The sequence below is a fragment of the Nocardia sp. CDC160 genome (assembly GCF_035818795.1).
GTDB lineage: Bacteria > Actinomycetota > Actinomycetes > Mycobacteriales > Mycobacteriaceae > Nocardia.
This window is the reverse complement of sequence record NZ_JAYKYT010000004.1, coordinates 341,265-367,709: the sequence shown is the minus strand read 5'-3', so window position 1 is coordinate 367,709 and position 26,445 is coordinate 341,265. Positions and strand designations below refer to the sequence as shown.

Annotated in this window: 27 protein-coding genes; 12 read left to right on the top strand and 15 right to left on the bottom strand. The window is 65.6% G+C overall.

The genetic code is table 11. From position 1 onward, the window contains the following. The first annotated feature begins 93 nt into the window (after positions 1-93). Together VMT40_RS23100 and VMT40_RS23095 are read left to right on the top strand one after the other, a co-directional pair. On the top strand, positions 94-1,434 hold the full coding sequence (locus tag VMT40_RS23100; protein WP_326360733.1) for an MFS transporter: 1,341 nt from the start codon (positions 94-96) through the stop codon (positions 1,432-1,434). Beyond that, entirely contained in the window at positions 1,431-4,349 is a 2,919-nt protein-coding gene (locus tag VMT40_RS23095; protein WP_326360732.1) for an FAD-binding and (Fe-S)-binding domain-containing protein, read from the top strand. Before VMT40_RS23100 ends, VMT40_RS23095 begins: the two co-directional genes overlap by 4 nt. Here VMT40_RS23095 and VMT40_RS23090 read toward each other — a convergent pair. Next, complete coding sequence (locus VMT40_RS23090) at positions 4,333-4,992, bottom strand: response regulator transcription factor (protein WP_326360731.1); 660 nt, start codon at positions 4,990-4,992, stop codon at positions 4,333-4,335. The two genes, VMT40_RS23095 and VMT40_RS23090, sit on opposite strands and share 17 nt — an antisense overlap. A gap of 186 nt (positions 4,993-5,178) precedes the next feature. Between VMT40_RS23090 and VMT40_RS23085 the strand changes: the two genes are divergently transcribed. Further along, on the top strand, positions 5,179-6,144 hold the full coding sequence (locus tag VMT40_RS23085) for an alpha/beta hydrolase (RefSeq protein ID WP_326360730.1): 966 nt from the start codon (positions 5,179-5,181) through the stop codon (positions 6,142-6,144). A gap of 3 nt (positions 6,145-6,147) precedes the next feature. On the opposite strand, the gene VMT40_RS23080 is transcribed toward VMT40_RS23085, so the two are convergent. The 6 genes from VMT40_RS23080 to VMT40_RS23055 are packed head-to-tail and all read right to left on the bottom strand — an operon-like array spanning position 6,148 to position 10,202. Continuing rightward, positions 6,148-6,555 carry a nuclear transport factor 2 family protein gene (locus tag VMT40_RS23080; RefSeq protein WP_326360729.1) on the bottom strand — a complete coding sequence of 136 codons (408 nt, stop codon included), beginning with the start codon at positions 6,553-6,555 and terminating at the stop codon, positions 6,148-6,150. Between the two features lie 23 nt (positions 6,556-6,578). Continuing rightward, positions 6,579-7,088, bottom strand: a complete 510-nt coding sequence (locus tag VMT40_RS23075; RefSeq protein WP_326360727.1) for a DUF3237 domain-containing protein — start codon at positions 7,086-7,088, stop codon at positions 6,579-6,581. 56 nt (positions 7,089-7,144) lie between these two features. After that, positions 7,145-7,753, bottom strand: a complete 609-nt coding sequence (locus VMT40_RS23070) for a PAS and ANTAR domain-containing protein (protein ID WP_326360725.1) — start codon at positions 7,751-7,753, stop codon at positions 7,145-7,147. A gap of 46 nt (positions 7,754-7,799) precedes the next feature. Continuing rightward, positions 7,800-9,158 carry a glycosyltransferase 87 family protein gene (locus VMT40_RS23065; protein WP_326360723.1) on the bottom strand — a complete coding sequence of 453 codons (1,359 nt, stop codon included), beginning with the start codon at positions 9,156-9,158 and terminating at the stop codon, positions 7,800-7,802. Positions 9,159-9,206: 48 nt separating this feature from the next. Next, the gene (locus tag VMT40_RS23060; RefSeq protein ID WP_442790036.1) at positions 9,207-10,079 is read right to left on the bottom strand and encodes a zinc-binding dehydrogenase; all 873 of its coding nucleotides are present in this window, start codon (positions 10,077-10,079) and stop codon (positions 9,207-9,209) included. Continuing rightward, positions 10,080-10,202, bottom strand: coding sequence for a hypothetical protein (locus tag VMT40_RS23055; protein WP_326360721.1), 123 nt, complete (start codon positions 10,200-10,202; stop codon positions 10,080-10,082). It lies immediately after the preceding gene. A 54-nt stretch (positions 10,203-10,256) separates the two neighbouring features. Here VMT40_RS23055 and VMT40_RS23050 point away from each other — a divergent pair, with 54 nt between their 5' ends. The 4 genes from VMT40_RS23050 (at position 10,257) to VMT40_RS23035 (ending at position 13,849) form a co-directional block, all read left to right on the top strand. Beyond that, positions 10,257-11,054: an AraC family transcriptional regulator gene (locus tag VMT40_RS23050; protein ID WP_326360720.1), complete on the top strand. Its 798-nt coding sequence runs from the start codon at positions 10,257-10,259 to the stop codon at positions 11,052-11,054. Between the two features lie 110 nt (positions 11,055-11,164). After that, positions 11,165-12,151: a 4Fe-4S binding protein gene (locus VMT40_RS23045; RefSeq protein ID WP_326360719.1), complete on the top strand. Its 987-nt coding sequence runs from the start codon at positions 11,165-11,167 to the stop codon at positions 12,149-12,151. Continuing rightward, positions 12,148-13,254 (top strand): 4Fe-4S binding protein, encoded by a 1,107-nt coding sequence (locus VMT40_RS23040; protein ID WP_326360718.1) that lies wholly within the window; start codon positions 12,148-12,150, stop codon positions 13,252-13,254. Before VMT40_RS23045 ends, VMT40_RS23040 begins: the two co-directional genes overlap by 4 nt. After that, positions 13,247-13,849 carry a cupin domain-containing protein gene (locus VMT40_RS23035; protein WP_326360716.1) on the top strand — a complete coding sequence of 201 codons (603 nt, stop codon included), beginning with the start codon at positions 13,247-13,249 and terminating at the stop codon, positions 13,847-13,849. Before VMT40_RS23040 ends, VMT40_RS23035 begins: the two co-directional genes overlap by 8 nt. Before the next feature lie 7 nt (positions 13,850-13,856). On the opposite strand, the gene VMT40_RS23030 is transcribed toward VMT40_RS23035, so the two are convergent. From VMT40_RS23030 to VMT40_RS23020, 3 genes are all read right to left on the bottom strand, one after another. Then, positions 13,857-15,077, bottom strand: coding sequence for a DUF2786 domain-containing protein (locus VMT40_RS23030; RefSeq protein ID WP_326360715.1), 1,221 nt, complete (start codon positions 15,075-15,077; stop codon positions 13,857-13,859). Between the two features lie 140 nt (positions 15,078-15,217). Then, positions 15,218-16,111, bottom strand: coding sequence for a phosphotransferase enzyme family protein (locus VMT40_RS23025; protein ID WP_326360714.1), 894 nt, complete (start codon positions 16,109-16,111; stop codon positions 15,218-15,220). Next, positions 16,108-17,445: a helix-turn-helix domain-containing protein gene (locus VMT40_RS23020; RefSeq protein WP_326360712.1), complete on the bottom strand. Its 1,338-nt coding sequence runs from the start codon at positions 17,443-17,445 to the stop codon at positions 16,108-16,110. Before VMT40_RS23020 ends, VMT40_RS23025 begins: the two co-directional genes overlap by 4 nt. A gap of 144 nt (positions 17,446-17,589) precedes the next feature. Between VMT40_RS23020 and VMT40_RS23015 the strand changes: the two genes are divergently transcribed. Then, entirely contained in the window at positions 17,590-18,102 is a 513-nt protein-coding gene (locus VMT40_RS23015) for a hypothetical protein (protein WP_326360711.1), read from the top strand. A gap of 509 nt (positions 18,103-18,611) precedes the next feature. Here the strand turns inward: VMT40_RS23015 and VMT40_RS23010 are convergent. After that, the gene (locus VMT40_RS23010; RefSeq protein WP_326360710.1) at positions 18,612-19,688 is read right to left on the bottom strand and encodes a hypothetical protein; all 1,077 of its coding nucleotides are present in this window, start codon (positions 19,686-19,688) and stop codon (positions 18,612-18,614) included. A 345-nt stretch (positions 19,689-20,033) separates the two neighbouring features. Then, the gene (locus VMT40_RS23005) at positions 20,034-20,654 is read right to left on the bottom strand and encodes a pentapeptide repeat-containing protein (protein WP_326360709.1); all 621 of its coding nucleotides are present in this window, start codon (positions 20,652-20,654) and stop codon (positions 20,034-20,036) included. Between the two features lie 127 nt (positions 20,655-20,781). On the opposite strand from VMT40_RS23005, the gene VMT40_RS23000 reads away from it, so the two are divergent. Continuing rightward, positions 20,782-21,240, top strand: coding sequence for a MaoC family dehydratase (locus VMT40_RS23000; RefSeq protein ID WP_326360708.1), 459 nt, complete (start codon positions 20,782-20,784; stop codon positions 21,238-21,240). A 13-nt stretch (positions 21,241-21,253) separates the two neighbouring features. On the opposite strand, the gene VMT40_RS22995 is transcribed toward VMT40_RS23000, so the two are convergent. Beyond that, positions 21,254-21,796: a TetR/AcrR family transcriptional regulator gene (locus tag VMT40_RS22995; RefSeq protein ID WP_326360706.1), complete on the bottom strand. Its 543-nt coding sequence runs from the start codon at positions 21,794-21,796 to the stop codon at positions 21,254-21,256. A gap of 91 nt (positions 21,797-21,887) precedes the next feature. Between VMT40_RS22995 and VMT40_RS22990 the strand changes: the two genes are divergently transcribed. Beyond that, positions 21,888-22,814 (top strand): zinc-binding dehydrogenase, encoded by a 927-nt coding sequence (locus VMT40_RS22990; protein ID WP_326360704.1) that lies wholly within the window; start codon positions 21,888-21,890, stop codon positions 22,812-22,814. A gap of 34 nt (positions 22,815-22,848) precedes the next feature. Here VMT40_RS22990 and VMT40_RS22985 read toward each other — a convergent pair whose 3' ends face one another. Both VMT40_RS22985 and VMT40_RS22980 read right to left on the bottom strand, forming a co-directional pair. Then, on the bottom strand, positions 22,849-23,139 hold the full coding sequence (locus VMT40_RS22985; RefSeq protein WP_326360702.1) for a hypothetical protein: 291 nt from the start codon (positions 23,137-23,139) through the stop codon (positions 22,849-22,851). A 124-nt stretch (positions 23,140-23,263) separates the two neighbouring features. Beyond that, entirely contained in the window at positions 23,264-24,997 is a 1,734-nt protein-coding gene (locus VMT40_RS22980) for a sensor histidine kinase (RefSeq protein ID WP_326360700.1), read from the bottom strand. 74 nt (positions 24,998-25,071) lie between these two features. On the opposite strand from VMT40_RS22980, the gene VMT40_RS22975 reads away from it, so the two are divergent. Both VMT40_RS22975 and VMT40_RS22970 read left to right on the top strand, forming a co-directional pair. Continuing rightward, positions 25,072-25,677: a response regulator transcription factor gene (locus VMT40_RS22975; protein ID WP_326360699.1), complete on the top strand. Its 606-nt coding sequence runs from the start codon at positions 25,072-25,074 to the stop codon at positions 25,675-25,677. Positions 25,678-25,811: 134 nt separating this feature from the next. Further along, positions 25,812-26,429: a hypothetical protein gene (locus VMT40_RS22970; RefSeq protein WP_326360698.1), complete on the top strand. Its 618-nt coding sequence runs from the start codon at positions 25,812-25,814 to the stop codon at positions 26,427-26,429. Positions 26,430-26,445 lie beyond the last annotated feature (16 nt).

Here is a 26,445-nt window from a genome sequence, read left to right as displayed (position 1 = left end):
CTTTTCATCGCTCACCGCTGGGCGGCCGCAACGAAACGGCCCGCGATCTACCGGATGCTCCGCTCCGAGCGATTACCCACGAGGAGGTAGGTCGTGATCGAGCGGACTTCCCCTGTCCGGCGACTGTCCCATATGAAACGGTGGACCTATATTCTGCCGGTCGTCGTCTTCATCTACGTCATCTGTTATATCGACCGTACGAATATCAGTTTCGCGCTGCCGCACCTGAAAACCGATATGCACCTCACCGGGGCGCAACAGGGTTTGGCGAGCGGCATCTTCTTCTGGGGTTATCTGCTGCTGCAGATTCCCGGCGGATACATGGCCGAGCGTTGGAGTGCCCGGCAGTGGATCGCCATTCTCATGGTGCTGTGGAGCGTGGCCGCCATGGCCTCGGGGTTGACGCATTCGGTCGGACAGCTGCTACTGGCGCGATTCCTGCTCGGGGTGGCCGAGGGCGGGGTGCAACCGGCGCTGATGACCACCATTCGCGCCTGGTTCCCCTTCGCCGAAAGAAGCCGGGCCTTCGCGATTTTCAAGCTCTACACCCCGATCGCGGCGATTGTGGCGGCACCGTTCTCCGGCGTCATCCTCACCTATCTGGACTGGCGGTGGATGTTCCTCATCCAGGGCGGGGCTCCGCTGATCGTCGGTCTCATAGCGTGGCTGGCGATCGTGCGCGATACCCCGGCCAAGGCGGGATGGCTCTCGCAGACCGAGCGTGACTACATCGAGAACGCTCGACTACAGGAAGGCGAGCAACTCCAGTCGCGCGGAACGTTCAAGGCGGCGTTCACTTCTCGGATCGTGTGGCAGTTCGCGCTCATCTACACCCTCACCCAGATGGGCCTGCTCGGGCTGACGCTGTGGATGCCGAGTGTGCTCAAGAAGGCCTTCCACACCGATATGAAGGTCGGGCTGGTGGCGATTCTGCCGCAGCTCGCGGCGGGGGCGGCGATCATTCTGGTCGGGCGGTCCGCGGACCGGCGGGGCGGACACATCGCCCACATGTCGGTGGTGCTGGGCTCCGCGGCCTTGATCCTCGCGGGCGCGAGTTTCGTTTCGGCGCAACAGAAATGGATCGTGCTGTTGGCCATGATCCTGGGCACGGCGGCATCCATCGCCTGGTACGGGCCCTTCTGGGCGACGGTCACCAAGCTCACGCCGGTGGCAGCGGCCGGAGCCGGAATGGGGCTGATCAATGGGGTCGGCAATCTCGGGAGCTTTTTCGGAACGTACATCGGCGGCTGGCTCAGTGACCTCAGTGGCGGCGGCTACGCGCTGACGCAGGTGTTCTTCGGGATCGTGTTCGGCGTCGCGGCACTGCTGATGTTGACGCTGCGCACCCAGCTGCGGGCCGCCACCCAGGCCGAACCTCTGCCCGCGCAACCGCCCAGGCAGCCGATGATTCTGGACAACAAGGACTTTCAATGACACCACTCGAACAGGCGTTGCGCGCGGTCATGGACGGCGAACTCGCCTTCGACGACTACAGCCGACACCTCTTCTCCCGCGACGCCAGCATGTACGCCATCACCCCGCTGGGCGTGGCATTTCCCGAACACGCCGAGGATGTCGCCGCCGCGGTGCGGGTGGCCGCCGAGTTCGGGGTGCCGATCGTGGCGCGCGGCGCGGGGACCAGCCTCGCAGGGCAGACCGTGGGACCCGGGCTCGTGCTGGACATGTCGCGGCACTTGACTCGGATCGTCATCGACGCCGAGAGCCGTACGGCCCTGGTCGAAGTCGGCGTCGTCCAGGATCAGCTCAATCGAGCCGCGGCCGAATACGGGCTGATGTTCGGGCCGGACACCTCCACGAGCAACCGGGCCACGATCGGCGGGATGATCGGAAACAATTCCGCCGGAAGCGGTTCCCTGACCTACGGCATGACCATCGACCATGTGCAGGCATTGGATGTCGTGCTGGCGGATGGGTCGCGAGCCCGGTTGGAACCCGTCGACGAGGCCGAGCGGCAGCGGCGAGCCACCGCCAACACTCTGGAGGGCCGGATCTATCGGGAACTCCCGCAGTTGGTCTCGGACAACGAGCAGGCCATCCGATCCGGCATGCCGCTGTTCTGGCGACGTGCCGGTGGCTACCGGCTCGACCGGTTGGTCGGCTTCGGCAAGGGCACGGCGTTCGATCTGGCCAAGTTCGTGGTCGGTGCGGAGGGCACGCTGGTCATCGCGACCCATGCGCTGGTCGATCTGGTCCCCAAGCCCGCGCATACCGTCTATGCCGTAGGCCATTTCGACGACACCCACAGCGCCATTGCCGCCACCACCGATGCCCTCGCCTGCGACCCCCATCAGGTCGAGCTGATGGATCGCACGATCCTCGAACTCTCGCGCCAGAAGATCGAATACGCCGAGCTGGGAAACATCCTCGTCGGCGATCCGGGCGCACTGCTGTTCGTCTCGTTCAGCGGTGACGACGAAGCGGCACTGGTCACGAAACTCGATGAGCTCCAAGCGCTCTGGAGGCGGAACGGCCACGGCTATCACACCTTGCGCGCGGTGACTCCCGCCGATCAGAAGGCCCTGCTGAAGGTCCGCAAGTCCAGTCTCGGGCTGCTCATGGCCGCAGGCGAGGGCACCCGCCGTCCGCTGGCCTTCGTGGAGGACACCGCGGTCGACCCGATCCATCTGGCCGAATACACCAAGCGACTCGCGAAGGTTCTCGACGAGCACCAGATGGAAGCCGGGTTCTACGGTCACTGTTCGGTGGGCTGTCTGCATATTCGGCCGTTCGTGGATGTGACCGATCCCAGGCAGGTGGAGAGCATGCGCACGGTGGCCGAGGCGGTCAAGGATTTGGTCGCCGAGTACGGCGGGGTGAATTCCAGCGAGCACGGGGATGGGCTGGCGCGCAGCGAGTTCAACCGGGAGATCTTCGGCGACGAGCTCTACGAGGCCATGCGGAAGGTCAAGCGGCTCTTCGATCCGCTCGGAATCCTGAATCCGGGCAAGATCGTGGACGCCCCGCCCATGACCGAGAACCTGCGCGACCGTGACGCGCTGCCACCCGCGCCGCCGCTGACCACCAAGCTGGCGTTCGAGGTCGTCGGAGGTATGCGCGGCGCGGCGGATCGATGCATGAATATCGGGCTGTGCCGCAAGGCCGGACCGGGGGTGATGTGCCCGTCCTACATCGCGACCAAGAACGAGGAGCACGCCACTCGTGGCCGAGCCAACGCCCTGGTCAAAGCTCTGTCCGAGCCCGATCCGCACGTGGCGCTCGGCGATGAGCGGCTGCACGAGATTCTCGACCTGTGCCTGATGTGCAAGGCCTGCAAGAGCGAATGCCCGATGAGTGTGGATATGGCGTCGTTGAAGGCCGAGACGCTCGCGCATCACCACGAGATTCACGGAACCCCTTTGCGTTCACGGCTTTTCGGCTCGATTCGGACCTTGAATCGAATCGGATCGGCCACCGCCCCGCTGTCGAATGTGCCCGGCCGGATCTGGCTGCTGCGTCGACTCCTGGACCGGACCCTTGGCATCGCAGCACCTCGACAACTCCCAATCTTCCAGCGGACCAACCTGATTCGCTGGTTCGGCCGACGCGACGTGGTCGGCACCCCCGCGCCGTTGGGGACGGTGAACTGGCTGGCCGACTCCTTCACCACGTACACCGAACCGCATATCGGGCAAGCGGGCATCGAACTGCTGGAGCGGGCGGGATGGCAGGTCGAGCTTGCCACCGGGGGCTGCTGCGGGCGGTCCAGCATGTCCAAGGGGCTACTCGACGACGCGAAGAAGAAGGCTGCGGCACTGGTCGATTCGCTGACCCGCACGACGGTCCCGGGTTCACCGATTGTTGGGTGCGAACCGTCGTGCGTCTTCATGCTGTGTGACGAGTACAAGGCGCTCGTGCCCTACACCCAGGCGGTGCACCAGGTGGCAGACCGGGTGCGGCAGGTGGAGGAGCTGCTCGTCGAGGCCATCGACGCCGGAAGGCTACGGCTGCGCGAGGATTCCCGATTCGCCGGGCAGCGGATCGTCTTCCACGGCCACTGCCACCAGAAGGCCGAGGTCGGCACCGCCGCCACCATGGCGCTGCTGCGCCGCATTCCGGGCGCGGTGGTCGAGGAGATCGACTCGGGATGCTGCGGCATGGCCGGATCGTTCGGCTTCGAATCCGAGCACTACGACCTGTCTCTCGCGATCGGCGAGGACCGCCTGTTCCCGGCCTTGGCCGCCGAACCGGCCGACACGATCGTGGCGGCGACCGGTGTCTCGTGTCGGCAGCAAATCTTCCACGGTGCCGGTCGGACAGCGTGGCATCCGCTGGAGCTGGTGCGGGAAGCATTGGCGGAGAACGGACCTGATCCTAGGTCAGCGCCTTGAGGTGGTGGAGAACGGCGAGCACGCGACGGTGGTCGTCGGGTTCTGGAGGCAGGGCGAGCTTGGCGAAGATCGAACTGACATGGGTTTCGATGGTCCGCTCGGTCAGGCGCAGGGCCGTGGCGATGCCCCGGTTCGACCGGCCCTCCGCCATGGCCGACAGCACCTGATGCTCACGCGGAGAAAGGGATTCGACCGTCGCACCGGACGCGGCCGGGCGTGCCAGCATGCGGGTGATGAGCGTCGGGTCGATGGCGGTGCCGCCCGCCGCGACCCGCCGCACCGCATCGAGAAATTCGTCGATATGGGAGATGCGGTCCTTGAGCAGATACCCGATCCCGGTCGCGTCGGTGGCGAGCAGCTCCCGGGCGTACTCGCTCTCGACGTGCTGCGACAGCAGCAGCACCGCCGTCCGGGGATAGCGCAGCCGGATCTCGGAGGCGACCTCGAGCCCCTCGGTGGTGTGGGTGGGCGGCATGCGGATATCGATGATGGCGACATCCGGATCGCAGGTGGCGACCACCCGCAGCAGGGCCTCGGGATCGCGGGCCTGGCCCACGACGTCGAAGCCCTCGGCTCGCAACAATTGGGCGATTCCGGCGCGCAGCAGGGCGCAGTCGTCGGCGAGGGCAATGGTGAGAGGCATGGGGTTTCGGCCTCCAATCCTGGTACGCGGCAATGGATTGTGGGGGCGTGCCTATGAATCGGTCGCGCCGACCGAATGGTTTCAACGGTGATCGGGTTGGTGCGCGAAGACGGCAATCGGCGCCTGAGCGGCTGTCAACGGGACTACCATCTATTGGTGGTGCCGAAAGTCCGAACTATCCGGAATGTGCTGCGCACAGGCTTGGCCACGGTTCTGATCTCGTTGACTCCCACCCTGATTCCCGTGGCGCATGCGGAGTCCGCGCATCTCGATCGCATCGAGCGGGTCAGTGATCATGAACTGACGATCTACGTCTACTCGGCCGCCATGGATCGGGTCATTCCGCAGGATGTCCTCATCCCCGATGGCGGCAGCGCCGGACGACCGATCGCGTATCTCTTGTTCGGCGCGACACTCGACGATGAGGACACCGTCTGGCAGACAAAGACCGATCTGCTCACCTTCGCACCCGGCACGGGAATCACCATCGTCATTCCGCACGGCGGCGGGTCGACCTATTACACCGATTGGCAGCAGGACGACCCGGTTCTCGGGCGCAATAAGTGGAAGACATTTCTGACCGCCGAACTGCCTCCCATCATCGACGCCGTGCTCCACCCGTCAGGGAGCAATGCCCTTGTCGGACTGTCGATGTCGGGGACATCGGCGCTGGCACTCACCGAGGCGGCCCCCGACCTGTACGAGGCGGTGGGCGCGTTCAGCAGCTGCCCGGAGACCAGCACCCCGCTCGGCCGGTCCTACGTCTATCTCACCACCCACGTGCACGGCGGCGGGAATGTCGAGAACATGTGGGGCCCGATCGGCAGTTCCGCATGGACCGACAATGATCCGTATCTGCATGCCGAACTCCTGCGCGGCCACACCATTTACCTGTCGAGCGGGAACGGCCTGCCCGGCCGCCACGACAATCTCGCCGAGGCGGGCAGTGCCGACGTCCTGCAGAATCAGATCATCGAGGGCGGCGCGATCGAGGCCGCCACCGGTCAGTGCACCCTGCGCCTGGCAACGCGATTGGCGGAGCTCGGAATCCCGGCGACCTATCGACCCCACCAGGGGACTCACTCCTGGGGCTACTGGCAGGACGACCTGCACGACTTCTGGCCAATCATGGCCGCCGCGATCGGGGCGTGAGGCTCAGGCAAGCGTGCTCAGCGCCGCGCGAACCTGGACGGCGTCGACGAAAGTGTCCTTGCGAACCACGAGTCCGTCCGCGTCCACGGTCACGATATCCACGCAGTCGAAACGGATCGGATGCGGCTGCCCGTCGGAGCCGGTCGGTTCGGCGGTGAGGGCCCAGTCCAGGACCCAGTGCTGCTCGCCGAGGAGCAGTCGATAGACCTCGAAGCCGAATCCCGGCCACTGCCGGAACATTTCGGCGAAGGCCTCCCGTACGGCGGGGCGGCCCTGGACCGGCTGCGATCCGGAGTGCAGCCAGAATTGGGTGTCGGGGGAGTGCAGGGCGATGATGGCGTCGGGGTCGTGGGCGGACCACGCCTTGGCGTAGGTGTCGAAGGCGGCGGCCAAATCGAGTGTGGTGGGCATGGGAAATCCGTTCCGCCGGAGAACTATTCGATGGTGTAGACGCGGTAGGTGATGTGGGTGAGGGAGAGTTCGGCGAAGCCGACGTTCACGGTGCGATTGAGCCACGCGTAGCGGTCGGCCCCGGTTTCGAAGACCGGTAGGGTGCGCGCGTGCATGTCCGCGGCGCGCAGGGTCTCCCCGGCCAGATACCGTTGCATCGCAGCCGAATCCGTGAGTGCGACGCGGCCACCCGAGGTCAGGTAAATGTATTCCGCGTCGTCGGTGTGCAGGGTCGCGCGGACGTCCAGTCGGCAGATCAGATCCTTGCCCATGGTCAGCCAATCGCCGCCGCCGGGCTGGATGGTGCCGCGCAGGCGCGGCCCCTCGAAGGTTCCCGTCCCCGCGACGGCGATCAGTCGGAACGCGGCCGGGGTTCGGAATATTTGTGTCTCTTGGAATTTCAGTTCGATGTCCATCAGGTGTTCGACGTCCAGAGTCGACCGCACCGGCCCCTCGAGCACTCCCGGACCATCCCGTGTAGCACTAGCTGACATGAGTTCACTATAGCCAGATGGGGCAAAGAACCCAAGGGGCGCGGCCCGATTCGATATCAGTCCTGGGGGACGCGCAGGTGCAGGGTCAGCAGGATGTGGTCGAAGGCGGCCACGATCGACGGGGACGGGGGCGGGATGTCCGACAGTTCGGCAATGAGCTGGGCGGCCAGTACCCGCAGCTTGACATTCGTCTCCTGGGAGCGCCACACCAGGATTTTGAAGGCCTGATCGGCGCTGATGCGGTACATGCGCATGAGGATGGCCTTGGCCTGCTCGATGACGGCGCGGGCCTCGATGACCTCGGGCAGCTTCTGATCCAGCGCCATGCGTTCGACCTCGGACAGGTCGATGTAGAAGCCCGCGGTCCCCACCGGGTTGCCGTCGCTGTCGAGAATGCGGTCCGCGACCACCATGACGTGGTGCTCGGCGCCGTGGGCGTCGATGAAACGGTGGCGGCTGGAGAAGGGTTTGCCCTCCTCGAGCGAACGGTTGATGGTCTCGGCGACATGTTGGCGGTCGTCGGGATGCTTGTGCGCGAGGAGCAGTTCGGTGGTGGGTTCGATCTCGCCGGGCTGATAGCCGTGCATCTGGTAGAGCTCCGGCGACCACTCCCAGCGCTCGTTGGTGAACCAGAACCGGAAGCTCCCGGCCGCGTTCGGGGGCACCGAGGCCTCCTCAGTCGATGGGAGCGATTCCGCGGCTGGGTACCCGTCAGGCGACACCATGCCGAACATTATGACCCGGCGGTTCGTCGACAGGCCGCATACTCCGAAGCCACAGTGCCGTCGCCGCGAACAGCGCGAGGGTCAACCAGATGTAGGCATTGTGATCGAGGACCGCGAACGTCCCGTGGCTCGGGACGTCGAAAATGCTGCCGTAATGCAGGTGGACCAGGTCCATCACGCCACCGGAGGTAATGGCGAAGGTGACGAACAGGGCCGCGACGGTGGGCAGCGTGCGGTGTCGGATGGCCAAGTGGGTCAGGTAGATCAGCAGCGGGGCCAGCCAAACCCAGTGGTGAATCCAGCTGTACGGGGAGACGACCGTACTGGTCAGTCCGACCAGGGTGACGGCGGGGAGTTCTCGGCCGGTCATCGACAGCCGACGGGCAAGCAGCAGGCAGACCACGGCGATCGCGATCGCGGCCGCCAACCACAGCAGTTGCGGTCCGGAGGCCGCGCCCAGGGAGCGGGCGATCATGCCGCGCAGCGATTCGTTCTGCGGGTTCTCGGGTACGCCGACGCGGGCGGGGTCGGCGAACGCGCCCCTCCAGAAGGTCAGCGAATCCTTGGGCAGGACGGCCAGACCCACGACCATGGTGGCACCGAGTGCTCCGATCGCGGTGGCGGCGGCCCGGAATCGACGGGTGACCAGCAGATAGGCCACGAAAAATATCGGGGTCAGCTTGATTCCGGCGGCGATACCGGTGAGTGCGCCCTTCCAACGGGACGAATCGGGCAGCGCCATATCGGCGAGGACCAGTAGAAGCAGCAGAATGTTGATCTGACCGAAGCCCACGGTTTCGCGAATCGGCTCGCACAACAGCAGGATTGCGGCCACGGCCGGGCCGACGACGAGGGTGTGTCGGTCCCAGCGGTAGCGCAGCACCAGCAGCGTCGCCCAGACCGAGCCGGTGAGCAGTGCGAAGTTGGTGAGCCCGCCCACCCAGGTGAAGACCGTTCCGTGCAGGAACGCCAAGGGCACGAACATGGTTGCCGCGAACGGCGTGTACACGAATTCGAAAACCCCGCGCGTGTGGCCGCGCAGTGGGCTGTCGTAGACCGAAACCCCGTGCACCACCCGGTCTCCGGCGACCTGATACGCGCCGAGATCGACCAGGTGCATCATCATGCGTGGCGCGGCGGCCACCTGGCCGAGGTAGTACCAACCGGCCAGCGCTCCCAGGATCGCCACGACCCACGTCACCGCGGGCGGTATCGAGCGCCGCTGCGGCGCGGCCTCCGTCGTGACTGCCACCTGGTCGAACGCCGAAACCGGCATGCTCACCCCCATCGATTGGGCTTCCCGATTGCCCGCCCCACCGTAGTAACCGTGCCGCGGGATCGCCACTCGGTGCCGGACACCGGCCGAATACCCACCGCGGCGGCGCAATCACAGTCACGGCACCATGACGAGTTTGCCGGTGGCGCGGTTGTCCTCCATGTAGTGGTGGGCGGCGACGATGTCGTCGAGGGCGAAGACGCGGTCCACGTTGGGGCGGTAGGCACCGGACTCGACCTCGTGGACGACGCGCTGCAAGAGGGTCGTCGCGCCCTTGTAGGTGTCGCTGTGGAAGGCGGTGAGTTTCGTGCCGGGCGGGATCAACGCGATTGGTTCGAAGTTCGGGATCAGCCAGCCGCTCAGGGAGCCGGAGATGCAGACGGTGCCGCCGCGGCGGACCAGTCGCAGCGAGTCCGCGGCGGTGTTCGCGCCGACCAGATCGAGGATGTAATCCGGTCCCTCGGGCCAGAATTCGTGGATCTCGTCCGCGAGTGAGCCGCCGGTGTCGAGGATGGTGTGATCGACACCGGCGGCGGTCAGGGCGGCGGCCTTGCCCGGCTGCCGGGTGGTGGCCGCGGTGTCGAGGCCGTAGCCGGAGGCGATCGAGAGCGCGGCCATGCCCACCGAGGACGTGCCGCCTCGGATCAGGAGTCGACTGTGATCGCCCGGGGTGATGCCCAGCGCGTCCAGAGCGCCCTGGGCGGTCAGATAGGTTTCGGGCAGGGCGGCCAGGACCTCCCAGGGCAGGGTGGTGTCGATCGGCATCAGCAGCGAGTTCGGCAGCAGGGCGTATTCGGCGTAGCCGCCGTCGAATTGGCGGCCCATCTCGCCCATGACCGCAGCGACGGTCGCGCCCTCCCGCAGACGGGGATCGGTCGAGGCGACGACGGTGCCCACGCATTCGATGCCGAGCACGCGCGGGAATCGCACGGTCGGCGAATGTCCCTGGCGGGTACGCAATTCCGATCGGTTCAGACCGGCGCCGTGCACCTAGACCAGACTCCAGCCCGCCCGCACCCGCGGCACGGGCAGCTCCCGAATCTCCAGTACCTCCGGGCCGCCCGCCGCGACGCAGACGGCGGCTCGCATTGTCCTGCTCGTGTTTTCGCTCATGACCCAACTTTTGTCGAGTGGCGGGATGGCGAGCTACTGATAGAATGCCAAACTATGCCCGCTCGCCGCCAAAACCCCGCGGCCGGTCCGTCCTCGCGGCTGTGGTCATCGGGTGGGGCTCATCTGTGGCCGTCCGGGGGCACGAGCTCGGGGCACTCGCATACGCGGGGGCATCTGGTGTACGCGGCCCGCGGTGTGCTGTCGGTGCACACCGAGACCGGGACATCGATCGTACCCGCCAATCGAATCGCCTGGACACCAGCGGGATTCGCGCACTACCACCGGGCACACGGCGAGACGGATATGCGGATCCTGTTCCTGCCACCCGCACAGGCCCGGCTCGCCCCGCCGCGTCCAGCGGTTTTCGAGGTCTCCAACCTCGCACGCGAACTGCTGCTGGTGCTGACCGGGCCGGGCAATTACGACGACACCGCCCGCAAATACGACCGCGCGGCGCAGGCGCGGTTGCGTCGCGTCCTGCTCGACGAGCTGCACGAATCACCCGAGCAGCGCCTGCATCTCCCCGAACCCCGCGACGATCGCCTGCGCGCCATCGCCGCCCGACTCTACGAGGACCCCGCCGACAACACCTCACTGCCGGATCTCGGCCGTGCGATCGGTGCCAGTGCCCGCACCCTGAGCCGCCTGTTCCAGGCCGAGCTGGGAATGACCTTCTACGAGTGGCGAACTCAGCTCCGCGTCTACCGCGCCCTCATCCTCCTCGCGGAGGGCCACGACACCACCCGCACGGCTCACGCCTGCGGCTGGTCCAACCCCAGTCACTTCATCGCCGCCTTCACCAACCTCATCGGCACGACCCCGGGCAGATATCGCGCCGACCAGCGCTCATGAGGTGATCGACGCGACCGCGAAGGCCCTGTCGGACAACGCGTTTATCGTATGACGTGGATCACCGATGAGTTTCGGCGGTGCGCGAGGTCTATGTCTTGGGAGGTACCGACATGACCGGGATTCTGGACGCGGCGGAGCTGCGGGAGTTGTGTCTCGAGGCGGGAGCCGATGATGTGGGGTTCGCGGCGTTGGATACGCCGGGGCTCGAAGGGGAAGTCGAGTATGTGTGGGAGGCCCTTCCGAGTACACGGTCGTTGATCGCGGTGTGCGTTCGGGTCACGCGGGCGAATTTCGTCAGCCGCGCGGCCAGCAATGTCAATACCGAGATCGATACGGCCATACCGGTTCTCGATCAGATCGGGCATCGTATCAGTATCGCCTTGCAGGACCGAGGGTTTCGTACGTTGTATCCATCGGTGACGTTTCCGGTGGAGTCGCATCGGCTGCCGAGTCGAGGGTGGACGGTGTCGCACAAGCCGGTCGCGGTGGCGGCGGGGTTGGGGCATATGGGGATCCATCGGTGCGTGATTCATCCGCGGTTCGGGAGCTTCATCGGGCTGGGCACGGTGTTGACCGAGGCGGTGATCGCGCCCTATTCGCAACCGCTGGACTGGAATCCGTGTCTGGGCTGCTATCTGTGTGTTGCGGCCTGCCCGGTGGGTGCCATCCACAATGACGGCAGCTTCGACTTCAACTCCTGTTACACCCACACCTACAACCAGTTCGTGAACAACTTCGCCGATTGGGCCGAGACCATGGCCGACAGCGCCGACGCCCAGGACTACAACGGGCGAATGACCGCTCGCGAGACCACCATGCAGTCGCGGCGGCAGTATCGGTCGGGGTATTGCGTGGCGGTGTGCCCGGCCGGTGAGGAGGTGATCGGGCCGTACCTCGACGATCGGGTGGGTCACCTGCAGCAGGTGCTGCGGCCGTTGCAGCGCAAGCCGGAGAACGTTTATGTGAGCGCCGGATCCAATGCGGAACGGCATGTGAGAAAGCGGTACAAGGCGAAGACGGTGCGATACGTCGACAGCGGGATCATGCCGCCCGACGGCATCGACGCGGCACCCGAGCCGAGCGCGGAGCCGAAATGAACGACGCTGGGCGACTGTGGAATTCCTTGCATGTGCCGGTGGATCGCAGCGGGGGAGTGGAGGCGCATCCGACGGTCCGGAAAATGAGGGCCCAGGCCGAGACGCCTGCCGAGCCCACCGAACTCGATGCCGATTGGCTGCGTGAGCTCTGCCTGTCCGAGGGCATCGATGACGTCGGGTTCGTCGATCTGAACACCCCCGGGCTCGAAGGCGAACGTGACTATGTGCTCGAGGCGATGCCCGGCACCCGCGCCCTGATCGGGTTCTGTCTGCGCACCAGTCGCGACAACCTGCGCAGTCGATCGGTGAGTGCGGCGAACCGCGATGTCGCGACCACGCAGGAACTCGGGCACGAGGCGGCGCGGCGCATCTGCCTGACCTTGCAGCAGCGCGGTGTCCGGGCGTTGTATCCAGCGGCCGGATTTCCCGCCGAGATACACCGGTTTCCGAATCGCAGCTGGGTCGTCTCGCACAAGCTCGTGGCCGTGGCCGCCGGGCTGGGTCAGATGGGGTTGCACCGCAATGTGATTCACCCGCGCTTCGGGACGTTCATCGTGCTGGGCACGATCCTGATCGACCGGCCGGTGTCGCGGTATTCGAGCCCGGTCGCCTCCAATCCGTGCATCGACTGCGGGCTGTGTGTGACCACCTGCCCGGTCGGGGCCATTCACGCCGACGGCGGATTCGACTTCGACGCCTGCTATACCCACAACAATCACCACGAGCTGTCGAACTTCGCGGGGTGGGTCGAGGAGGTCGTGGACAGCGCCGATGCGGCTGACTATCGGCGGCGCGTGACGCCGAGCGAGACCCTCGCGGTGTGGCAGAGCCTGTCGTTCGAACCGCAGTTCCGGGCGGGGTATTGCGTCGCGGTGTGCCCGGCGGGCAGTGATGTGCTCGGCAACTACCTCGCCGATCCGGAGGCGCACGCCCGCGATGTGGTGCAGCCCTTGGCGCGCAAGCCGGAATACGTGTACGTGGACGCGGGATCGTCGGCCGAGTCGCATGTTCGGAACCGGTTCCCCCACAAGACCATTCGCCATCCGCGCCGGGTCGAGGTGCCGAAGCCCGAGATCGATCCCGCGCCGGAGCGCCATGACTAACGTGCCCGATTTCCCGTTGGATCTGCCGATTTTCGAGATCTACTCGGGTGCCGATGGCGCGCGGGTCGAGATCCATCCCTGGTTCTTCGTCGAGGGTCGGCAATATCTAGGCATCACCCGGGTGCTACCGCCAGGAACCGGAAAGAGTCCGGCGCACATCCATCACGGGATCACCCAGTACTGTTTGCTCCTCGATGGGGCTCGGGCACGCTACCGTCGGGGCCGTCGCACCGGAATTCTCAAGCCCGGCGAGGTGCTGACCATTCCGGCCGACACCCCTCACGTCGATCCGTTCAACGACTCCGACCAACCGATCGTCCTGCGCACGCTCTACACGCCCGGCCCGGTCTGGCTTCTGGCCTTCGGTCGCACGCTCGGCCAGGCTATGCGTGACCGAAACACCAACGCCCACCAGGAACTTCGCCTGCTCCACCTCCTGATGATGCTCGGTACCCCGGGTTCGGTCACCTATGCCGCAACCATCCCGGTGTCCCTGCAGCGACGGCTGCTTCTGCCCTTGGCGGGCCGCCTCGCGAAACAGCGCGGCTACCGCCCGGCGGCAGGCCTACGCGACCACATCTTCCGAACGAGCTGACCGCGCACTACTTCCGGATCGGACGACGGGCCGCCAGTTGCGCGCGGTCCGCGGCTTCGCGTCCAGCGTGCCACCCCTCCGCACTGCCCACGGAGACGCGCGACGTTCTGGCGGTCGGGAACAATGTCTCGAAGGCCTTGTCGACCGCCACCTGATGCGAGGCCAAAACCGGCAACAGTCGTTCGGGCGCAGCGGATTTCGCGATCGTCTCCTCGTTCGCGCGGGTCAGTCGCTCACCGATGCGAGTGGCGTAGGAGACCAGAAAGGATTTGCGGAACGTGCGGCTGCGGGCGTGGTTGTCGCGGCCGCTCTCATTGCCGTGGGCGATCATTGCCCTGGTCGCCTGGACCAGCAGCGACGTGACCAACAATTCGACAGCATCGAGCTCGTCCTCATCGCCGACAATGGCGACGAATCCCCACGCGGAGGAGAAGATCGCCCGGCACCGGTTCGCCTTGGCGACCGCATCGACCAATAACGCCTTCGCATCCAAATACGGTGTCTCCAACCAGATCCGGCGCGCCCCCGGCAGATCCGGCGCGCTGGTGTCCGCCTCGACGAGCACCCGATCGATCGCGTACTTGGTCATGAGTTCCTGCGCCTTCGCCGAAAGCGTCTCCGCCTCATCCGGAAAGTCCGTCGACTCCGCCTTCGCCAGCAACCCCCGCACCCGCCCCAACACCTTCTCGTCAATGGCGTGCCGCGGCCCGGACACCGGTCGCGCGCTCCCGGGCAACGGCCGAATGACCGCCAACTGCGGCAGGTGACTCAACAACGCAAGCGCCTCGATCACCGTGGTCATGGCCTCAACAGGAATCAGCAACTGCTTACCCGCCCACTGCCCCAGATGCGGCTCATCCGCCGACCACCACACCGTAGCCCCCATCTCCTCCAACTGCGCCAGCCAGATCGGATCAACAGACTCGGGAGCAAACTCCCGCACATATACGGCCAGAGTGTCGACCAGATACCCCACCGCGAATTCATCGACCCGCCGCAACGCAGCCTGATGCACATCCCCCGGCAGCCACCCCCTCTTACCGGCCTCCACGATCAAATGCCGAGCCGCCCAGTCAGCACCCCGCTCGAGCTCCGGCGTAAACCCCCCGCGCCCCGCCAAAATCCCCGCAAAATACTGTGCCGCACGCGCATTCTGAATGGACTGGAGCGCAGCATCAAGAATCGCGGCCCCAACCTCCTCCGCCGTCGCCCCCTCGACCAGCCCCAAACCCTCGCCCCCACCGACCCGCGCCCGCTGCGCCGCGGCCCGATGCCGCCGATTCTTCCCCACAGCTCCGCCCTCTCCACTCACCCAGCACCAACGGACCCACGATAGGGCCTCTCAATGTCACGGCCGCGGGCGCTTGCTCAGAGGGCCCGCCAGGTCCAGGGCTTGGGGACGAGTCCGCGCAGGCACGCGATGCGATGCTCGGCTTCGGTCGCGGCTGATTGCCGCTTATTCGATCGGCCGAGGGCGAAGGCGACCCATCGGAACTCTTGAATATCGGCAAGCACCCGATAGCCCGGCCAGTGGGTCACGTCGTAGCCACCGTAGGCATCAACGAAACCTTGGTACTCATCGTCGGTTATTCGGTGGAAGTCGGTGTGGTCGACCGCAATTTGAATGAGGTCCCATTCACGCCGACCCACGGATACCTTGTCGAGGTCGAGGACTGTGGGCTCGCCGGAGGGCGGTACCACGAGGTTTCCTTGCCAGGCGTCGCCGTGCATGACGCAGGGCTGCGATGGCTCGTCCAGTTCGTCATACCGCTGGCGCAGCCGTGCGTACTGCGCCAAGAGCCAGGAGCGGTCGGCTTCGGTGATCGTGGTTGCGGATTCGACGGGTTCTCGCACTCCGTCGAATGGCGCATAAGGCGGAAGCGCGAAGTCGGTCGGGGGTGTCAGCGTGTGCAACCGGCGGAGCATTCGGCCGAGCTCGGCGGGGGTGGATGGCCGATGGTCTGGGATCAGAGTCCACCAGGTCACGGGTCGTTCGTCCACGAGCGTCGGTTGCGGAATCGAGTTCACGGCTTCAACGGTCGCGATCCCATTCCTGTTGAGCCACTGCGAGATACGCAGCTCTCGCTCTGCTGTCCGATAGCTGTGCGGCTTGCCGATCCGCGCCACGATGCCGTTGGGCAATTCGAAGATTGCGTGTGAGCCGTCGCGGATGGTCACCGCTCCCTCGGCATCAATATTGCTGAGTTTCGCCGCCCGGTTCAGCACCTCGGACGCATTGGCCCGCTGCCCGGACTGGCTCATTCGGATACCTCGGGCGTCTCAGAGTAGTTGGTGAGCGCGCTGTACAGTCCGTGGACCTCAGGGATGGCAAGGTGTTTGATCGAGGCGCGAGACAATACTTGCAGTTCATCGCAAATACCTCGGGAGTGAAGGGTTTTCGCTTGCGAAGCGGCTTGCATACCGAGCTTGGCCCCTTCCTTGGGGTCGCCTATCCGCATGGTCAGCGTAGCCAATCGGGTGAGCGAGAAGGTTCGCGACCGAGGGTAGCTTTGGCCCTGTCGTCGGATGGCTTGGCCTATTCGTGGTGCGGCCAACTCCATTTGGTTCCGTGCCAGCGCGACCGGGATGAGAGCTTTGCCGGTGCTGCCCAAGTGCTCGGCTTCGTCGTAGTAGCACATCCAGGGCGGATCCTCGCCGGGCACGCTATCGGCGAAGTAGTCGTCTGAGCGTGCGACCTCGCTCAGCGCTTCGTCGGTGCGCCCAAGCGCCGCGAGGAACTGTGCGCGTAGCGCGCTGAGCATGGCGCGAGTGGCGGACGAGAGTCGGTCGGAGCGAACTTGGGCGAGTTCGATGAGTGATAGCGCCTTGTCCACATCGCTGGTGTATGCCGCCATTCGCGCCATGTCAGCGAGCGTGCTCGCTCGGAGGTCCCACGATCCGGCCGCATCTGCGCACCAGAGGGCGAATCGAGAGTGCTGGTCCGCGGTGGCGAAGTCGGCGATATCAAAGGCGGCAAAGGCCGCGACAGCGCTCAGGTTGCCGACCGCCTCGAACAATGCCCGGCGCATCTCGGGTGCGGTCCGTCCTCGTACGAGCGGCGCGAACGCGTAAAGCTGCTGACTGGCAGCAGTATTGGCGGACCCACCGCCGTGAAGGTTCTCGGCGGTCGCCGCACGACGAGTGGCCTCTTTCACCTGCTCGACGTCGGACCACGCCACGGCTCTGGCGCATCCCGACTCGGGTGCGTATCTGCTGGGCACCGACTCGAGGTTGAACGGATTGAACACATTGGCGGTGAGCGACTTGCCGGGCTCATCCGTGGTCGCGAACGAGGTTGCGGCAGTGCGCCGCTTCGCCTGCCGGTCGGCGTCCGCTTGGGCACGAAGGGCTACCAGTGCACCGTTGGCCTCTAGCGCGTTGTCGATTGCGGCAACGATCTCGGGCGACGGGAGATTGGAGCCCTCCCACTCCGTCATTGTGACGTACTGGCGCGAATAGCCAATCATCGACGCCAGCACCCGCTGAGATAAGTCCGATTCCTGCCGGAGACGCTTGATCTCGCGCGCCAGCTGATCGGCAGCAGTTGGCGGTCGCCGGTGGGGTTCGATCGTCGGGTCACCCTCGCCCCTGGTCATGGCTTCATTCTGGTCCACCGCCCGGGTATGGCAAGCCCACTTTCGTCGCTACTTGGCACCTTTCTTGCCTGGCGAATACGGAGGTTTGCTCGTTGTGAGCGCGCCACGAATCGCGCGGCCACACCCATTCGACCAGGGGGAACTGTGACTGATCAGCCTCACTACCCGCGCACACGGTTGTTCCATTTCCCCGGCGGCGTGCTGGAACTCCAGAGCCATGGAGACGAAGACAACCACTCGGGGTTCTACCTCGAGATTCACATGCCAAGCGACGGATACGAGACCAGAGGTGCTGTAATGCGCTACAAGCCAACGTGTTTGGGCTATCTCCGGACCGACGTGTCCGGGTTGGCTCAGCTCTGGGACCAAAGCCAAATCCGCAACCTCGCAACACGTTTGGGCTACGACTTCGCTGACATGGTGATCTACGACCCTCGTTTCGGGCGGCCACCATTGGCGCGACTGAAGGCACAAGCGACCCGGTTGGATGCGGAAGCCGTCATAGTCCCCAGCCCTAAGCATTTCGAGGGTGCGGAGATACCGGGAACGCTGGTGCAGCAACTCGACGTCATCACCGTGACCCCCGAGGAGACCTACGCCCGGCGAATGATGCCGCCTCTTCGCGACTTTCCATCCGCTCGAGCGGACCGCGCATAGGCGGCTGGGCCCGCCCCTGAAGCTATTCTTCCGGATTCAAGCTACGCCCGTCCCGGAACCGAACTGGAAGGGCGAATCGGGTTGCCTGGCCAGCCTGGAACTGACACTGTCAGGAATCGATTTCCTCCAGGGTCCCGGGTAGTCCGTCATACCGAGGCCCCATCCAATGTATCCGTTCCGGATCCCCCTCGATGAGAGCGTAAGGAACACTGTCGCCTAGATCGTTGACGTAGTACCACCACGCGGCGTCGCCGGGAGACTTCCAAGAGCCCTTGTCCGAGAAGCTCGTATCCCTGATGAACCCGAAGACAAGCGGCGAGCGATCCGTCCGGTAAACGAAGTGGATCCACGTCCTCACCGACCATGATTTCAGAGGGAAAATCGCAACCTCGCGTGTCGGATCTGACTTTGTGCACATTCGGATAAGAATTTCGAGTGTCTTGTCCGCGAAACTGAGCTCGTCCATCACACCCCTTCGGTTCTCGAGCCCTCACCTCCTGCCTGCGCTGCTACGGAATCGACTGCCATACCTCCCATGCGATTCGGGCCGCGGAATCGCATGCCTGCGATGCTTCAGCGGTATCGGTTGGCCAGCCGACGCTGACTTCGACTATCTCCACCAGTGACGGATCCGGGTGGTCGGGTGAGTCGGGGATGATTCGATAGCCGAGCCAGGGGTTCCAAATCTTCACGTTCGTCGCGTAGACACATACCTTTCCGGGATCTGGCGAATAGACCAGCGTCGGGCGACCGTATACAACCGCGTTCGGCTCGAGCGGGTATTTGCCTTGATCCCGCTGCACATCCAAGCGAACAGTGATGCCGACCGTCGGATGAATCTGGCCCGAGCTGATCGTCCACCGGTAGTTGTTCCGATCAGACTGCACGGATCGAGTACCGGGGACATCCAGAACCGTTTCGAGTGTCGCGGTAGTGACACTATTGCAGAGATCCACCGACGCTACGGAGTCCGTTGGGTAGTTCAAATGCCGGAATGTTCCCGTCGCGATTGCATGCGCGGCGTTGTCGCCGACCCGGGCGGCGACCTCCCGCAAGTCGATGCCGTCACCTTGTCCTACACATGGATCGAACGACGTCCTCACCCAGTATGTTTTGCTGATAACAGCGTTTCGGTTGTCCTGGAAGACGAGGTCGATCGAGGCGTCACTCGATCCCGGCGTCAACGACGGCACTTTTCCTCCCGTGCCTCGATGGACGTTGCCCGAATCCCGGAACGTCAGGCCAGCGGAGCGATATTGGTTGAGATCGAACTCGTCGGTCACGCTCACATCGACTAGGACCCCATGATCGCGGTCGCCCGTTTTCCCTACCATGGCCTGACAGTTCCGCAGTGTAAAAGGCCTTACCCAGCGCACATCGACTCCCGGACCAGCGAGCACATCAGCGGTCACGAATCCGCACGGATCGATTGTGGCGATGACACCGAGGCCCACCTGGCTCGTATCCGGCATCGCCCGGCCCGAAATCGGTGGCGTCATCGCCTGATACAGCAGGACCGCCGAAACGAGCACGATATCTAAGACAATGGCCAATACCAGCACAACAAGTCGACTCTTATCCGTCATCGGCACCACCTTCAGTGTGAGGTGTTTCGTGTCATGAGCGATCCTGATAGATCATCGCAGAGACACCGCATGTCCTCGCTGATCGAGAAGCATCCTAGGCGGACCCAATATTTACTGATTCGCCAGTGACGGGCGAAGGGATCACTATTTCCCGGTGGGTCCTGCAGGATGCCCCTGCGACAGATCTGCTGATTTCCTGGATACGACGATCAAGCGGGAGGAATCGACCTTTACGGCGGCGAGCCAGGTGCGATCCAAGGCGACGGCGAGTGCGTCCTCGGACGGATTCAACCCGCCAACCGGCACACTGAACTCGATAGCGAGGCAGGCATATTCGGCTGGGCGTCAGACAGGTAGGACCTTGACGCCGAGGGCGGTGGCGAGGGTGATGGCCTGGGCCGGGTCTATGAGCGCGCCGGTGATGGTGGTGTTGAGGGGGTCGAGGGAGGTTAGGTCGCTGCCGCGTAGGTCGGCTGCGGTGAAGTCGGCCTTGGTGAGCCAGGCGCCGGAGAGGTCTACGGCGTGGAAGGTGGACTTTTGGCAGCGGGCGAAGGTTAGGTCGATTTCTCGCATGCGGAGGTCGGTGAATGTGGTGCCGCGTAGGTCTGCGCCGGGGAGGCCGACGAAGGACCAGTCGCCGCCGACCGCCTTCAGGAGGGTGAAGGTGCAGCGGTCGAACATGCTGCCGGTGAGTTTGCACATGGTGAACTCGGTCTCGAAGAAGCGGCAGGCGGTGAAGGTGCAGTTCAGGAAGCCGACGCTGGAGTGGGTGGACTGGGCGAAGCTCACGTTGCGGAAGGAGCATTCAGTGAAAACTGTTCTCCGCGTGGCGGTCTCACTCATGTCGACATCGAGGAACTCGACTCGGGAGAAGGTTTCGTCGACCAATTCCCGCCCGTACCAATCCTCCCCGCGGATCGTGTGTTCGGTCGGTGCCGCCTTCGCCCCGTCACGCCGCTCAGCCACCGCACGCACCGCGATTCGCGCTCATACCGCCACCGTATCCCTCCCCGCCGACACCCCACAGCCCCCGACCTCCTGCCATCATGGTGCGTACCAAGGAGTCCACGACAAACGAATACGGAGAGATGCCGTGCAGGTCTTCCACAGCCTCGAGGAACTGAAGGCCCATATCGGGCAGGAGCTGGGGCCGAGCGGCTGGCTGACCGTTGAGCAGGAGCGGATCGACGAGTTCGCCGGGGCCAGTGAGGATCGGCAGTGGATACATGTCGATCCGGTGCGGGCGGCGAAGGGGCCGTTCGGGACGACGATCGCGCACGGCTATCTGACGCTTTCGCTGCTGGCCCATTTCTCCTGGGATCAGTTCGAGTTGCCCGGCGCGACAATGGCGGTCAACTACGGGCTGAACAAGGTGCGCTTCCCCGCGCCGGTTCCGGTGGGATCGCGGTTGCGCGCCACCGGAAAGCTCGACGACATCAGGGAATTGGCGGGCGGTTGGACCGAATTGACGATCACCCAGACCGTCGAGATCGAGGGGGCGGCGAAACCCGCATGTGTCGGCGAGACGCTGACGCGCGTGCTCTGGTCCTGACCGAAGGACACCGTCAACGCGCGAGCCCGGCCAACATGACCGCGTGGGCGAGGCGGCGCTGTTCGGGGGAGCGCGCGGAGTCCGCCATTCGCATGAACGCGGCCACATCCTCGGTGCTGACATCGCCGCGCAAGGCACCCGCACGCTGAGCTCGTTCGACGACGGGCGCGATGAGGTCCGCGGTGGCTCGATGTCCCAGCTCGGCCGCGGCGGGGCTGGTGCGACAAAGGATGTCGAACAGGCGCAGGTCGGCCGGGTCGAGCACGCAGCCCTCCGTGAAGACGAGACTGAATGCCTGCCAGGCATCCGCTGTTTCGGCCGCCCGGTCCGCGACTTCGCGTGCGCCGCTGGTGAGTTCGGCGAGCAGGCTGGCGACGAGCGCGTCCTTGGTCGGGAAATGGCGATAGAAGGTCGTGGTTCCCACCCCCGCCCTGCGGGCCACGGCGTCGATGCCGACGCCAGCACCCTGTTCCGCGAACACCGCGCGAGCGGTGTCGAGCAGCTTTCGGCGGTTCTGCACTTGATCCTTGCGTGGGGCACGCGCGGCCTCCGCCATGTCGCCTCCGAGTTCCAAAGTGGTAGCACTACTACCGTTTCACGCCTACAGTGAATCCGGTAGTGATACTACCGTTTTAGGGAGAATGGTTATGCGCGCACTGGTTTCGGCGGTCGGCCGCGGTGGATTGACGAGAATCGAGGAGGTCGATGTTCCGGTGCCGCGAGCAGGGGAGGCGCTCGTTCGGGTTCGTGAGTTCGGCTTGAATCGTGCGGACTACCTCTATCTGCGACAGGGGGATTCGGGGTTCCGACCGGGGCTCGACGGTGCGGGTGTGGTGGCGGCCGCCAATGGTGAGGGCGCACCGGGGGTGGGCACCGCCGTCGCGTTTCATCTGCCCTCGGGCGGCGCGGCGGCGGAATGGGTCACGGTCCCCGTGGACCGGCTCGCCCGTATACCGGCCGAGCTGCCGCTGGCCGTCGCCGCGGCGGTGCCGTTGCCGGGACTCGTGGCCGTGCGGCTGCTCGAGCAGGCCGGACCGCTCGCGGGCACCACCGTACTGGCGACCGGAATGGGCGGCGGCGTAGGCCAATTCATCATCCGGCTCGCCGTCGCCGAGGGTGCCGCGGTGATGGCGATGGCCCAGCCGGGACTGCCGACCGACCACATCGAGGCGGCCGGGGCCAAGGTCGTCCACGACCTCGACGCGATCCCGGATGGCTCGGTCGAGATCGTGCTGGAGTCGGTCGGTGGACAACTCGGCTCGACCGCCGCCCGCAAGCTGCGCGCCGCCGGATCGCTGCTGTGGTTCGGACAATCCAGTGGGCAGCCGATGACCCTCGACTTCTTCGAAATACTGCGCGCAGGAGGGTCATTGACGCTGCGGCAGTTCGTCTTCGACGCCGACGGCCGCCCCGGACACGACACCCGCGAGCTCGAGCGATTGCTCGAAATGGCCGCGGCGGGCGAGCTGCCCGTACCGATCGGCCACCATCACGATTGGAGCCACGCGGCAGGGCTGCTCGACGACATGGCCGTGGGGCGATTGCGCGGCAAGGCCGTGCTCACCGTGCCCTGAGTGGGTGGTTCGCCCCGATCGTCGACCATCCCGCCTAGTGTTCGTCGATGATCTCGGCGTTGCTCGCGGAGGGGTCGACGGTGAGGGACATGGTGGTGGCCACCAGCGGGATGCCTTGGGAGGCACCGAGGGCGGCGAGCATTTGTTCGGCTGATTCCCAGCGCCAGGTGTCGAGGTAGGTGCCGTCCTCGAGGCGGGCGAGGCGGGTTTCGGTCAAACCCGGTACGGCCTTGCGGATTCCGGCGATCAGCGCGGCGCGCTGGGCCAGCAGGGTGTCGAGGTCGGCGTCGTCGACTCGGTAGTTGTGAACGCGCAGGACCGGCATGGGAGGACTCCATCGTTGTCTGTTGAACAACTACAAGCCTCGTGTCCGCGGGGGCGTTTTCGTAGTGCACGCGCCATCGGTTCGACGTGCGGTGCTCACCGCTATGGGTGTGCAGTTTGCACGGCTAGGGGCACGGCACCCGGGCGGTGAGGGAGAATTCGCCGCCGGTGAGGGCGGTCTCGAACAGGCCGCCCGCATCGACCACCCGGGTTCGCATGTTGTGCAGTCCCTGGCCGCCGGTGCGCGTCGAATCGGCGGCGCCGTCGTTGCGCATGTTCAAGTGCAGGAATCCTTTTCGATTCCGGCACGCGATTTCCACACGGGTCGGGGTGCTGTGGCGCAGCACGTTGGTGACCGCTTCGCGCACCACCGGAGCGAGCACCGCACCGGCCAGCTCGGGCAGATCCTCGTCGTAGTCGACCTCGACGGTCCGGCAGGCGTCGGCGAGGGCTCGGCGGGCGGCTTCCAGTTCCGAGCGCAGCGAGCGCGCCGCCCTGTCGTCCACCAGTGCGCGCGCCTCGGTGTGCGCACCGGCGATGATCCGCAGGGCCTCATCGATTTCCGCCTCGGCACGACCGGGATCGCGAGTAACGAGGGCGGCAATGAGATCGCCTTTGAGCGCCAGCACCGACAGGGTCATGCCCAGCAGATCGTGGATGTCGCGGGCGACACGGAGCCGCTCGACCTGCAATATGGTGCCCGCCAACGCGATTCGCGAGGTGTTGAGCTGTGTCGAGAGCTGCCAGAACCGGCACAGCCCGGACACCACCAGAATCGCCTCGGTCGCCAGGATCATCCACCCCCACCGGGCGTCCGGTGCCGAGTAGACGGCCCGCAGCCCGACCAGCCCGACCATGCCCAGCACCGCCGCGATCCCGCGTCCGGACAGCAATACCGCCACCGCGAGCAGAATCAACCAAACGCTCCACGCCGAACCCAGCCAGGGCAGCGGAAGCAGCGTCACCGCGGCCTGCACCGGCAGCAGCCGCTGCACCCAGGCGGGCCGAAGCACCTGCGCCATCAGCAAACTCGACAGCACCGCGCCGCCGACCGCCGTGGCCACGGAATCGCGCTCGGTTTCGAGGGTCTTGATCACCGTCCACGCCACCAGACTCGTGATCAGTGCAAGCAACGTCAGGCGGGGTGTCAGCCGTGACACCGGCGACTCGTCCGCCGGGCGGATCTCGAGATCACGGTGGACAGCGGCGGTTTCACGGACGGTCTCGATGACGCGGCGAGTCGCGGTCGTCGCCTCCTCCACCACCGCGCGAGCATGCGGTGGTTCGGTCGCGAGTTCGGTCCGTGCCTGCCGCAATAGATCTCCGACGCCGGTCAGCTGGTCGCCGAGCGCCGCACGCAGGCGGCGTGCGACCTCCAAACGTTCCCGAGCCAGGGTCGCCTCGGCGAGGTCGCCCTGCGTCCGCTCCAGGCGATCGACCAGCCTGGGCAACCGCAGGAGGCTGTAGACGACCAGACCGATCGCCACCGTATTGAGGTCAACGTAAAGGTGATCCGTCCACACCGCGTGCCAGCCGACATGCACGAACCCGGAACTCGCCGCGACCGCAACGAAAACGAACCACCGCAGCCGATTCGGGAGACACCACAGCACGGTCGCCGCGAGCAGGCAGTCCAGATTCGCCTCGGCCCGTCCCAACAGCACGATCGGCAGATACGTGACCACCGGCTGCACCGCGAGCACCGGCCCGCGGCTCCCGGGTCGACGCTGCGCGAGGGTCAGCAGGGCCGCCTGCGCCGCAGCGCAAATGGTCGGCACCGCACCGGCCCCGTCCGCCCACACCGACAGCGTGAACAGCAGCAAGAACAGGTACCCGCCGTACCGCGGCAAAAACGACACGCCGATGATTGCATATCACCAAGGGCGTTTCAGGCAACCGGAGCCTCGCCTGACCTGCGACGGGGAGAGAGACCATGATCAAGGTGCTGGTAGCCGAGGACATGCGGCTGCTGCGCGACACGCTGATCGCGACCCTGACGCTCGAGGACGATATCGAGGTCGTGGCGGCCGTGGATCGCGGGGATTCGGTGCTGGCGACGGCGATCGCCACGCAACCCGACCTCGCGCTGCTCGATATCGACCTGCCCGGTAAGGACGGGCTGGCCGCCGCGGCCGAACTGCGCGAACAGGTACCCGGCTGCCACATTCTCATCCTCACGGCCCTGAGCAGCCCGGGACATGTCAAGCGCGCCACCGCGATCGGCGTGGGCGGGTTCGTCCTCAAGGATTGTGCCCGGCCGGAACTCATGCACGCGGTGCGGACCGTCGCCGCGGGCGGCACCATTCTCGACCCGAAGCTGGCCTTCACCACCTTGCGGGCACCGGACAACCCGCTCACCGATCGCGAGACCGAGGTGCTGCGCGGCTATGCGGCGGGCGCGGACGCCAAGGAGATCGCCGCGCGCCTGCACCTGTCCTATGGCACGGTGCGCAACTATCTCGCCTCGTCGGTGTCGAAGCTGCAGGCCCGCAACCGCATCGACGCGGTCCGGCTCGCGACCGAATCCGGTTGGCTGTGAGCCGCGCCGGGCGCGGGCATGTTCGCTGATTCGTGATCGGCACGGGGACGATCCGCATTCGGCAGCGCTGCGAACACCATGTGAGCGCCCCGATCGGGTGGCGGCGCACTCGAGGCCGAATGGGGTTCGCAGCAATGGAATTCGACAGCAACCTGTTCGCATCCCGGTCCCACCTCGACCCGGTTCGGCTCGCCGACACGCTCAAACTGGTGCATCGGATCCCGGCGAGCGGTCTCGACTCGGCCGAATTGGATCCGTTCAGCGGGCTCGAGCGCGGAATCAATACCGCGTACGCCCTCGACGTCGACGACCGCCGGTGGCTGCACCTGCATCTCGCCGAGCTGCGGGGGCGTTGGAAGGGCTTGCCCGACGGGCGATCCCGGTGCGTGATCCACGGCACGATCGGCATCGACGGAGTCCTGACCGGCGCCGACGATTGCGCGGAGCCGCCGGATTCCGGGTCTCCGACGGTCGGGCCGCCCGAATGGGACCTGGTGCCGGTGGCCATGGCCTACTGGTCCTTCGGGTGGCTCACCACACCGCAATACGTCGCCTTCTGCCAGACCTACGGGCAGGATGTGGCCCGCAGCGGCCGGTACTACCTGCTGCGGGACATCCAGGAATTCGCCATGACCATCGCGGCCGCCCGCACGATCGGCAATGGGCGGCACCGCAGTCAAGCAGCTCGCCGACTCGCCTCGATCCGCGGTGATATCGGACCGCGTCCATGGCCGGGCTGGGTGCCGATCTGATACCGGAAAACCCAGC

Excerpts from the sequence above, each read along its gene's own strand:
- VMT40_RS23095 (WP_326360732.1), top strand. The coding sequence starts at position 1,431 with ATGACACCACTCGAACAGGCGTTGCGCGCGGTCATGGACGGCGAACTC.
- VMT40_RS23050 (WP_326360720.1), top strand. The coding sequence starts at position 10,257 with ATGCCCGCTCGCCGCCAAAACCCCGCGGCCGGTCCGTCCTCGCGGCTG.
- VMT40_RS22985 (WP_326360702.1), bottom strand. The coding sequence starts at position 23,139 with ATGCCGGTCCTGCGCGTTCACAACTACCGAGTCGACGACGCCGACCTC.
- VMT40_RS23035 (WP_326360716.1), top strand. The coding sequence starts at position 13,247 with ATGACTAACGTGCCCGATTTCCCGTTGGATCTGCCGATTTTCGAGATC.
- VMT40_RS23025 (WP_326360714.1), bottom strand. The coding sequence starts at position 16,111 with ATGAGCCAGTCCGGGCAGCGGGCCAATGCGTCCGAGGTGCTGAACCGG.
- VMT40_RS22975 (WP_326360699.1), top strand. The coding sequence starts at position 25,072 with ATGATCAAGGTGCTGGTAGCCGAGGACATGCGGCTGCTGCGCGACACG.
- VMT40_RS23080 (WP_326360729.1), bottom strand. The coding sequence starts at position 6,555 with ATGCCCACCACACTCGATTTGGCCGCCGCCTTCGACACCTACGCCAAG.
- VMT40_RS23045 (WP_326360719.1), top strand. The coding sequence starts at position 11,165 with ATGACCGGGATTCTGGACGCGGCGGAGCTGCGGGAGTTGTGTCTCGAG.
- VMT40_RS22990 (WP_326360704.1), top strand. The coding sequence starts at position 21,888 with ATGCGCGCACTGGTTTCGGCGGTCGGCCGCGGTGGATTGACGAGAATC.
- VMT40_RS22995 (WP_326360706.1), bottom strand. The coding sequence starts at position 21,796 with ATGGCGGAGGCCGCGCGTGCCCCACGCAAGGATCAAGTGCAGAACCGC.
- VMT40_RS23090 (WP_326360731.1), bottom strand. The coding sequence starts at position 4,992 with ATGCCTCTCACCATTGCCCTCGCCGACGACTGCGCCCTGCTGCGCGCC.
- VMT40_RS22970 (WP_326360698.1), top strand. The coding sequence starts at position 25,812 with ATGGAATTCGACAGCAACCTGTTCGCATCCCGGTCCCACCTCGACCCG.
- VMT40_RS23075 (WP_326360727.1), bottom strand. The coding sequence starts at position 7,088 with ATGTCAGCTAGTGCTACACGGGATGGTCCGGGAGTGCTCGAGGGGCCG.
- VMT40_RS23055 (WP_326360721.1), bottom strand. The coding sequence starts at position 10,202 with ATGAGCGAAAACACGAGCAGGACAATGCGAGCCGCCGTCTGCGTCGCG.
- VMT40_RS23010 (WP_326360710.1), bottom strand. The coding sequence starts at position 19,688 with ATGACGGATAAGAGTCGACTTGTTGTGCTGGTATTGGCCATTGTCTTA.
- VMT40_RS23020 (WP_326360712.1), bottom strand. The coding sequence starts at position 17,445 with ATGACCAGGGGCGAGGGTGACCCGACGATCGAACCCCACCGGCGACCG.
- VMT40_RS23040 (WP_326360718.1), top strand. The coding sequence starts at position 12,148 with ATGAACGACGCTGGGCGACTGTGGAATTCCTTGCATGTGCCGGTGGAT.